Annotated in this window: 8 protein-coding genes and 1 pseudogene; 8 read left to right on the plus strand and 1 reads right to left on the minus strand. The window is 42.1% G+C overall.

All coding sequences use genetic code 11. From position 1 onward, the window contains the following. Positions 1 to 14: 14 nt before the first annotated feature. From ACR2F7_RS09790 to ACR2F7_RS09825, 8 genes are all read left to right on the plus strand, one after another. Positions 15 to 2,411, plus strand: coding sequence for a heavy metal translocating P-type ATPase (locus ACR2F7_RS09790; protein ID WP_432713397.1), 2,397 nt, complete (start codon positions 15 to 17; stop codon positions 2,409 to 2,411). After that, on the plus strand, positions 2,408 to 2,590 hold the full coding sequence (gene ccoS, locus ACR2F7_RS09795; protein WP_432713390.1) for a cbb3-type cytochrome oxidase assembly protein CcoS: 183 nt from the start codon (positions 2,408 to 2,410) through the stop codon (positions 2,588 to 2,590). Before ACR2F7_RS09790 ends, ccoS begins: the two co-directional genes overlap by 4 nt. Before the next feature lie 77 nt (positions 2,591 to 2,667). Continuing rightward, positions 2,668 to 4,779, plus strand: a complete 2,112-nt coding sequence (ccoN, locus tag ACR2F7_RS09800; RefSeq protein WP_432713391.1) for a cytochrome-c oxidase, cbb3-type subunit I — start codon at positions 2,668 to 2,670, stop codon at positions 4,777 to 4,779. Between the two features lie 18 nt (positions 4,780 to 4,797). Next, positions 4,798 to 4,965, plus strand: a complete 168-nt coding sequence (locus ACR2F7_RS09805) for a hypothetical protein (RefSeq protein ID WP_432713392.1) — start codon at positions 4,798 to 4,800, stop codon at positions 4,963 to 4,965. A gap of 4 nt (positions 4,966 to 4,969) precedes the next feature. Beyond that, positions 4,970 to 5,773, plus strand: coding sequence for a cbb3-type cytochrome c oxidase N-terminal domain-containing protein (locus ACR2F7_RS09810; protein ID WP_432713393.1), 804 nt, complete (start codon positions 4,970 to 4,972; stop codon positions 5,771 to 5,773). Between the two features lie 4 nt (positions 5,774 to 5,777). Continuing rightward, entirely contained in the window at positions 5,778 to 7,121 is a 1,344-nt protein-coding gene (ccoG, locus tag ACR2F7_RS09815) for a cytochrome c oxidase accessory protein CcoG (RefSeq protein WP_432713394.1), read from the plus strand. A 4-nt stretch (positions 7,122 to 7,125) separates the two neighbouring features. Further along, the gene (locus tag ACR2F7_RS09820) at positions 7,126 to 7,548 is read left to right on the plus strand and encodes a FixH family protein (protein WP_432713395.1); all 423 of its coding nucleotides are present in this window, start codon (positions 7,126 to 7,128) and stop codon (positions 7,546 to 7,548) included. Then, entirely contained in the window at positions 7,548 to 8,231 is a 684-nt protein-coding gene (locus ACR2F7_RS09825) for a sulfite exporter TauE/SafE family protein (protein WP_432713396.1), read from the plus strand. Before ACR2F7_RS09820 ends, ACR2F7_RS09825 begins: the two co-directional genes overlap by 1 nt. Positions 8,232 to 8,236: 5 nt before the next feature. Here the strand turns inward: ACR2F7_RS09825 and ACR2F7_RS09830 are convergent. After that, positions 8,237 to 8,558 (minus strand): annotated as a pseudogene (locus tag ACR2F7_RS09830) (oxygen-independent coproporphyrinogen III oxidase); the annotation flags it as partial.

Below are 8,558 nucleotides of genomic sequence, written 5' to 3' on the forward strand. Positions count from 1 at the left end.
ATAATGTTTGCCCTATGTTAAAGACCAAAGATTTAGCTGTAGCTACACAATGTTACCATTGTGGTGATGACCTGCCTTCTAGTCCATTACAACAAGATGATAAGAACTTTTGCTGCGTAGGCTGCAAAGGGGTTTATCAAATTTTGTCGAGCCACAATTTAGGTAATTATTACGCTTATAATGATATACCCGGGAAAACCCAAAAACAACAAAACCTCCACTTCGACTACCTCGATGAGCCTGCAGTAGCGGCCGACCTGGTTGATTATTGTGATGAGAAAATAACGGTCATCACTTTATATATTCCGGCCATCCATTGCAGCTCCTGCATTTGGTTGCTGGAAAACCTATATAAAATCAACCCGGCAATTGTACAGTCGAGAATAGATTTTCTGAAAAAACAAGTTGCCATTACCTTTAAAAACCAGGATCTTTCTTTACGGGGTTTAGTGGAAACTTTAGCCCAGATTGGCTATGAACCTTTAATTAGCCTGCAGGATGTTGTTAAAAAGCAACAATCTTCTGTAGCCGATAGAGCCCTGATCACCAGAATTGCTGTAGCGGGTTTTTGCTTCGGTAACACCATGTTGCTAAGCTTTCCTGAATATTTCGGCCTTTCGAAATTAGAGATAGAGTTTCAAACCTTCTTTGGCTGGCTCAATATTGCCTTCTCTATCCCTGTGGTGTTTTACTGTGCAAAGGATTATTTTGTATCTGCATGGCTGAACCTCAAAAACGGTGTCCTCAACCTTGATTTCCCCCTGGCATTGGGCATTGCCGTGATGTTTTTACGCTCCATTGCAGAGATTGCAACTGGCAGCGGCGCTGGTTTTGTAGACACCCTCTGTGGCCTGGTATTTTTTCTTTTAGTGGGTAAATGGATGCAGGCGCATACTTACCATCACCTTTCTTTTGAAAGAGACTACCGCTCCTATTTCCCTGTTGCCGTTACCGTCATTGCCGATGGAAAGGATAAACCCGTTCCTTTAAATCTACTTAAAAAAGGCGATCGTATATTAATCCGCAGTAATGAAATTATTCCTGCAGATGCTATTTTACTGAATGGCGAGGCCAACCTTGATTTCAGTTTCGTAACCGGTGAATCTTTGCCCGTTAAAAAAGTATTAGGCGAAGTAGTTTATGCTGGCGGCCGACAACTATCTGGTGCCATAGAGCTAGAAGTGGTTAAAGCGGTTTCGCAAAGTTACCTCACCAGGTTATGGAATAATGAAACCTTTACGGCAGATAAAGACCGCATTAAAACTTTTAGCGGCAAGGCCAGCAAATATTTCAGCGTGGTCTTACTTTTAGTGGCCTTCAGTGCAGGTGCATTCTGGCTTTTCCAGGATCCTACCAAAGCATTGGCTTCTTTTACCGCGGTATTGATCATTGCCTGTCCTTGTGCCCTCGCCCTCAGTTCGCCATTCACCCTCGCCGCCGTTCTCAGCATCTTCGATAAAAATAAGTTCTATTTAAAAAACACAGCGGTTATTGAGGAGCTGGCCCGAATAGACACTTTTATATTTGACAAAACAGGTACCATCACCAATCCAGAGGCCAGTGGTTTCATCTTTGAAGGTAATTTAACCAAAGAGGAAAAACAACTGGTGAGCGATCTGGCCAGAAACTCCGGGCACCCTTTAAGTCGGGAGCTGGTTAAATGGATAGATTTACCCGTGATCTACCAGGTGGCAGACTACAAAGAAAAAGTTGGTCGTGGCCTCAGTGGCACCCTCAATGGCATGCAGGTGAAAATTGGCAGCGCCGCCTTTTTAGGCTTAACTTTAAAAGAAAGTCCTCAGCGAAGCCAGGTACATGTAGTCATCAACAATATTTACATGGGCTGCTTTTTCTCCAGTCAGCAATGGCGCCCTGGTTTTAAAGAACTGATTTTAAAACTGGGTAAACAAGCAGACTTGCATCTTTTATCTGGCGATCAGGATCATGACCGCAAAAACCTGGTGCCTTTTTTTCCCAGGGTGCAGCAAATGCATTTTCAGCAGTCGCCACAAAACAAGCTTGATTATGTAAGATCCTTACAGCAGGCAGAAAAAAAAGTACTGATGTTTGGTGATGGCTTAAACGATGCCGGGGCTTTGAAACAAAGCGATCTGGGTGTAGCTGTAACCGATAATATCAACAACTTTACACCAGGTTGTGATGCCATTTTGGATGGTGCCAGCTTCAATAAAATACCGCAATTTATTCAGCAGGCAAAAGATGCCGTAAAAGTCATCCACATGAGTTTTGCCATTTCGCTCACCTATAATTTTATCGGTTTGTTCTTTGCCGTCCAGGGATTAATGTCGCCCCTTTTTGCGGCCATCTTAATGCCCATCAGTACCGTCACCATCATTTTATTCACCAGCATCAGCGCAAGATTGTATGCCAGAAAAAACAAGCTATTATGAACATCCTCTACCTCCTGATTGGCCTCAGCATTATGCTGGCCCTCCTCTTTCTATTAGCGTTCTTTTGGGCTGCAAAATCAGGTCAGAATGATGATACTTATACCCCATCCATCAGAATGTTGTTCGATGAGGAGCTGGAGAATCCAGCCCCTCAAAAAAGTGATGAAGATCAAATTTAGCAACGATTAACATCATTCTCCCACGCTATGGGCTATTGTAATTTTACCCCCATCAAAAACCATCCATTATTATAAGTATGACTGAGAAATTCTACTACGACAACAAAATTGTCAGGAACTTTGCCATTGCCACCATCGTTTGGGGTATCATTGGCATGACAGTCGGACTGCTCGTTGCAACACAGCTTTTCGCACCTTCCATGAATTTGGGAAACCAATACACCACATTTGGCCGCATCAGGCCCTTACACACCAACGCGGTCATCTTTGCCTTTGTTGGTAACGCCATTTTTATGGGCGTCTATTACTCCTTGCAGCGACTGCTTAAAGCAAGGATGTTCAGTGATGTTTTAAGCAAAATCCATTTCTGGGGCTGGCAGCTGATTATTGTTTCGGCGGTCATTACCCTTCCTTTAGGCTTGAGCAGTTCTCATGAATATGCAGAACTGGAATGGCCAATTGATATTGCCATTACGCTCATCTGGGTCGTCTTTGGAGTCAATATGTTCGGTACCATATTTAAACGCCGTGAAAAACACATGTATGTTGCCATTTGGTTTTACATTGCCACATTTGTTACCGTTGCCGTTTTACACATCGTCAACTCCTTTCAGCTCCCTATATCTGCTTTTAAAAGTTATTATCTTTTTGCAGGTGTGCAAGATGCCCTTGTACAATGGTGGTATGGCCACAATGCGGTAGCCTTCTTTTTAACCACACCTTATTTAGGAATGATGTATTATTTCCTTCCTAAAATGGCCAACCGCCCTATTTACTCTTACAAGTTAAGTATCCTTCACTTCTGGTCGTTAATTTTTATTTACATCTGGGCAGGTCCTCACCATTTATTGTATACTTCGCTTCCGGGCTGGGCACAATCATTGGGTGTTGCCTTTTCCATTATGTTGATTGCACCAAGCTGGGGCGGTATGATCAATGGTTTACTTACCCTGCGTGGTGCATGGGATAAAGTCCGTGAAGATCCAAAACTGAAGTTTATGGTGGTAGGCTTAACCGCTTATGGTATGGCCACGTTTGAAGGCCCTATGCTTGCTTTAAAACAAATTAATGCCATAGCTCACTATACCGACTGGATAGTAGCACACGTACACGTAGGTGCTTTAGGCTGGAATGGTTTCTTAACTTTCGGCATCTTATATTGGTTGATTCCAAGAATTTACAGAACTGATTTATACTCTAAAAAACTAGCCTCCTTCCATTTCTGGATTGGCACCCTGGGGATTATATTTTATGCCGTACCTCTTTATTTCGCCGGCTTTACACAAGGCCTGATGTGGAAAGAATTTACTGAAGAAGGTGTGTTAAGGTACCCAAATTTCCTTGAAACCTTAATCCAGATTCTTCCCATGTATGTGTTGAGGTCTATAGGTGGTGCTTTCTATTTAATTGGGGTCATCGTGATGACTTATAACCTCATTAAAACTGCTGCTACAGGAAAACTATTGGCTGATGAACCTGCTGAAGCCATGCCATTGGCAGCTGTTTATGTGCCTGTAGGCTCTGATAAAAAGTTACACCGCATCCTTGAACGTAAACCTATGGTGTTCATGGTGCTTTCTCTTGTTGTTATCTTGATTGGTGGCGGTATAGAAATGATGCCGACGTTCACCATTGAGTCAAATATCCCTACCATCACCAGTGTAAAACCTTACTCTCCTCTGGAATTGCAAGGTCGTGATGTTTACATCAAAGAAGGCTGTGTAAACTGCCACTCCCAGATGATCCGCCCTTTCCGCTCAGAGACTGAACGTTACGGTGAATACAGCAAAGCCGGAGAATTTGTTTATGATCACCCGCATTTATGGGGATCAAAACGTACAGGTCCTGATTTGCAGCGTCTAGGTGGTAAATACTCTAATGCATGGCATTATAACCACTTAATTGACCCGCAAACCATGTCGCCGGGCAGCATTATGCCAGCTTATGAGTGGTTAATGGAACAGTCCTTAGATACCACAAACACCATTACTAAAATCAATGCCATGCGTACCCTTGGTGTTCCTTATGAGGAAGGTTATGAAAACCAGGCTAACAATGACCTTGATGTTCAGGCACAGGGCATAGCGGCAGACTTGCAGAAGAACAATGTAAAAGTAAAAAGCGACAAAGAGATTATTGCGCTGATTGCCTACCTGCAACGTTTGGGAACAGATATTAAAGCTAAATAATTATTAAAAAACACAGCTATGTTTAAGCAATTTTTAAACCAGGTAGACGATAAACAAGTGTATTTAATCACTTCCCTGGGTATATTTTTATTCTTTTTTCTGATGGTAGGTTTAATCCTCTGGATGATGAAAAAAGAAGAAGTGAACTACATGAGCCAACTCCCATTAACCGAAGAAGAAGACTAACGCTATGAGTTACGCAGATTTATTGGTGATTGCTATGGGCATCACCGCCATCATGATCCTTGGCGTGTCTATATTGCTGCTTAAAGTAATTAGATTTTACGTTAAAGAGTCTATTAATCCCACTCCTTTTGCTACAGCAGCCGAAAAGGAAAAAATACGCCTTGCAGCAGCGCAAGCTAAAGCACTCAAAAAAGCTGAACCTTCCATCATTTCCCGTTTAATGGGACTGAAGCCTCTCTCTGAGGAAAAGGATTTAGTGATGGAACATGAGTTCGATGGCATCGCTGAGTTAGATAACCCTACCCCTGGCTGGTTTATGGTGTTATTTTACGGCTCTATTATTTTTGCTGTGGTCTATATGTTCAACTATGAAGTTTTAGGCTGGGGCCCTCACCAGGAGCAGGAATATGAAACTGAACTGCTGGACGCGGTAGCTGCTAAAGAAGCCTTTTTAGCTAAACCAGGCAATGCCAAGAATGCTGTGAATGAAAACAACATTGTTCAAAGTAACGATGCTGCGGTTATTTCATCAGGTGCTGGCTTATTTGTTAACCGATGCACGCCTTGTCATGGTGAGCAGGGACAAGGAATTGTGGGCCCTAACCTCACCGATGAATTTTGGCTACATGGTGGTGGTGTAGCAGATGTTTTCAAAACCATTAAATATGGGGTGCCTGAAAAAGGTATGATAGCCTGGGAGAAATCTTTAAGTGCTACACAAATAGCTGACTTAACAAATTATATTTTATCGCTGCAAGGTACTAACCCTCCGGGGGCTAAAGCGCCTGAAGGGGATAAACAAAAATAATAAAATGCAAAACCGAGAATGGCTCTATCCCCGAATCATTAAGGGTAAACTTTATAAATACCGTTCTGCTGTAAGTTACTTTTTTTTGGCGCTGCTCTTTGCAGCGCCATTCATCAAGCTCAATGGCGAGCAGCTGATTTTATTAAATGTACTGGAAAGGAAGTTCGTCTTCTTCGGTGTCATTTTCTGGCCCCAGGACTTTTACTTATTTGTATTAGCACTGCTGACCTTCATTGTATTTATCGTGTTGTTTACCGTTGTTTTTGGAAGGGTATTCTGCGGCTGGGCATGTCCCCAAACGATATTTCTGGAAATGGTATTCCGGAAAATTGAAAACTGGATTGAAGGGGATCATGTGAAACAGCGCAAACTGGATGAAAGTCCGTTAACACTGGAAAAAGCAAGCAAAAAGACCTTAAAACATGGGCTGTTTTTGCTGATCTCCTTTTTTATTGCCAACATCTTCCTCGCCTACTTTATAGGCACTTCGGCTTTAACAAAAATCGTTACCGAGCCCATAGCGCAACATTTATCTGGCTTTCTTTCCATCTGTATTTTCACACTGGTATTTTACCTTGTTTTTTCGCGAATGCGAGAACTGGTTTGTACCGTTGCTTGTCCGTATGGACGTTTACAGGGTGTTTTGCTGGATAACCAAAGTATCATTGTGGCCTACGATTATGAACGTGGTGAACCAAGGGGTAAAAAAGCCAAAAAAGAAGAAAATCATTTAGGCGACTGTATTGATTGTAAACTGTGTGTGCATGTTTGTCCTACGGGAATAGACATTAGGCAGGGTACACAAATGGAATGCATCAACTGCACAGCCTGTATTGATGCCTGCGATATGGTGATGGAAAAAATTGATCGCCCTTTACGCCTCATTGGTTTTAAATCTGAAGACGAGATTAAATATAAAAAACCTTTTAAATTGAGTAAAAGGATATACGGTTACAGCGCTGTTTTGTTAATTTTAATGACAGTACTCGGTTACCTGCTCTTGAGCAGAAGTGATGTGAAGGCAACCATTTTAAGGGCCAGCGGCACGCTTTACCAATTGCGCGACCAGGATAAAACGGTCAGCAACTTGTATACCGCAGAGCTGGTGAATAAAACCAGTGCCGACCTGAAGTTTGAAATTCAACCAGACGATCCAAAAGCAACCATTCAGTTTATTCAAAAAGAGAATGAACTGAAATATGGCGGCACAGTGAAAATTACCTTTTTTGTAGTCATGCCGCAGCAGGGCATTAAAAAATACAAGTCTGACATCGGCTTTAAACTCTTGTCGGCCGGAAAAGTGATAGAACATTTTAACACCACCTTTATAGCACCACCTAACGATTAAAAAGATGAACTGGGGAACAAAACTAATAATAGGCATGCTGACCTTTATGACTTTCATAGGGGTTTTGGCCACACTGATGATTACAAGTACTGACGATGCACTTGTTGATAACGATTATTACGAGAAAGGCATCAATTACAATAAGGATTACGACAAAAAAGAAAATGTTAAAACCGACAAGGCTGCGCCTGCAGTGAGCATTGTAAACAATCAGCTGGTGCTTACCTTTTCGCAAGCTGCCGAAGGATCCGTTAAATTAATCAGAACGGCTAACAAAAAGATGGACCAGCAGCTGGTATTGAAAACCGATACGGCACACCAATTTCAAATTCCACTGGCAGATAAAGCCCATGGCTTATGGAAGCTGGAAGTGGAATGGTCTAGTTTAGATAAAACTTATTTATATGATAAGGAGGTGATGTTATAATGAGTGACCAATACCTGGCCTTTATGATAGGGCTGTTAGGAAGTGTACATTGTATTGGCATGTGTGGACCACTGGCCTTTGCCGTGCCCTCTATTAAACCTGGCTTAGGCTACCTGCTTTTAGATAAAGTGCTTTACCAGGGTGGCCGCATTATTTCTTATTGTATTTTAGGCCTGCTAATTGGCTTAATTGGCCGCCAATTGTGGATGGCCGGCATGCAGCAAGGCATCAGTATTTTTACCGGCCTGCTGATTATTTTCGCCGCTTGTTCCAGGATTTTCAAATTCTCTGGCAGTAAAGGGCCTTCATTTTTATTGAAACCTTTTAACAAGTTATTTGGCTATGCTTTAAAACATCGGGCTAACCATTTAATCATCGGTATGATCAACGGTTTATTGCCTTGCGGCTTTGTTTATCTTGCCTTGGCAGGTGCCGTGAATACGGGCGGTATCGTTAATGCTGCTGCTTATATGTTTTATTTTGGACTCGGTACAGCACCATTAATGTTATTGGCTACGGTAAGTATGGGTTTTACGGGCAACTTATTTAGAAATCGCATCAATAAGGTCATTCCTTTTATGATGTTATTTTTGGGCCTGTGGTTTATATTAAGAGGAATGGACTTAAATATTAAATACTTAAGTCCATCAAAACCGGGTAGTCCGGTAGCAGAATGCAGGTAAGGTAATTAATCTGCCATACTAAAAAGTGGTGTGGTAGGCTGATTTTCCCAAAGCCTTGCATCCAGTGTCATGCAGATATTTCGTAAAAACCGTTTCCCTGTGGGTGTTACTTTCAATGCTGTTTCACCGATCTCCACTAAATGATCTTCACTGAGCGCTTGCATGCGCGCTAATCCTTCAAAGAAACTTTCACTTTGCGCTGCTGGCAAAGCCCATGAAGTTTCTCCTTTACACATGATGTTTAAAATATGCTGACGAATCACCAGGTCATCATCATTCAGGATATGTCCCTTGAAAACAGGTATTTCACCGCTGTTAACAATATCC

Source organism: Pedobacter sp. (assembly GCF_045628745.1).
Taxonomy (GTDB): domain Bacteria; phylum Bacteroidota; class Bacteroidia; order Sphingobacteriales; family Sphingobacteriaceae; genus Pedobacter.

Coding starts and splice junctions, on each gene's coding strand:
- ACR2F7_RS09790 (WP_432713397.1), top strand. CDS start 15: ATGTTAAAGACCAAAGATTTAGCTGTAGCTACACAATGTTACCATTGT.
- ccoS (WP_432713390.1), top strand. CDS start 2,408: ATGAACATCCTCTACCTCCTGATTGGCCTCAGCATTATGCTGGCCCTC.
- ccoN (WP_432713391.1), top strand. CDS start 2,668: ATGACTGAGAAATTCTACTACGACAACAAAATTGTCAGGAACTTTGCC.
- ACR2F7_RS09805 (WP_432713392.1), top strand. CDS start 4,798: ATGTTTAAGCAATTTTTAAACCAGGTAGACGATAAACAAGTGTATTTA.
- ACR2F7_RS09810 (WP_432713393.1), top strand. CDS start 4,970: ATGAGTTACGCAGATTTATTGGTGATTGCTATGGGCATCACCGCCATC.
- ccoG (WP_432713394.1), top strand. CDS start 5,778: ATGCAAAACCGAGAATGGCTCTATCCCCGAATCATTAAGGGTAAACTT.
- ACR2F7_RS09820 (WP_432713395.1), top strand. CDS start 7,126: ATGAACTGGGGAACAAAACTAATAATAGGCATGCTGACCTTTATGACT.
- ACR2F7_RS09825 (WP_432713396.1), top strand. CDS start 7,548: ATGAGTGACCAATACCTGGCCTTTATGATAGGGCTGTTAGGAAGTGTA.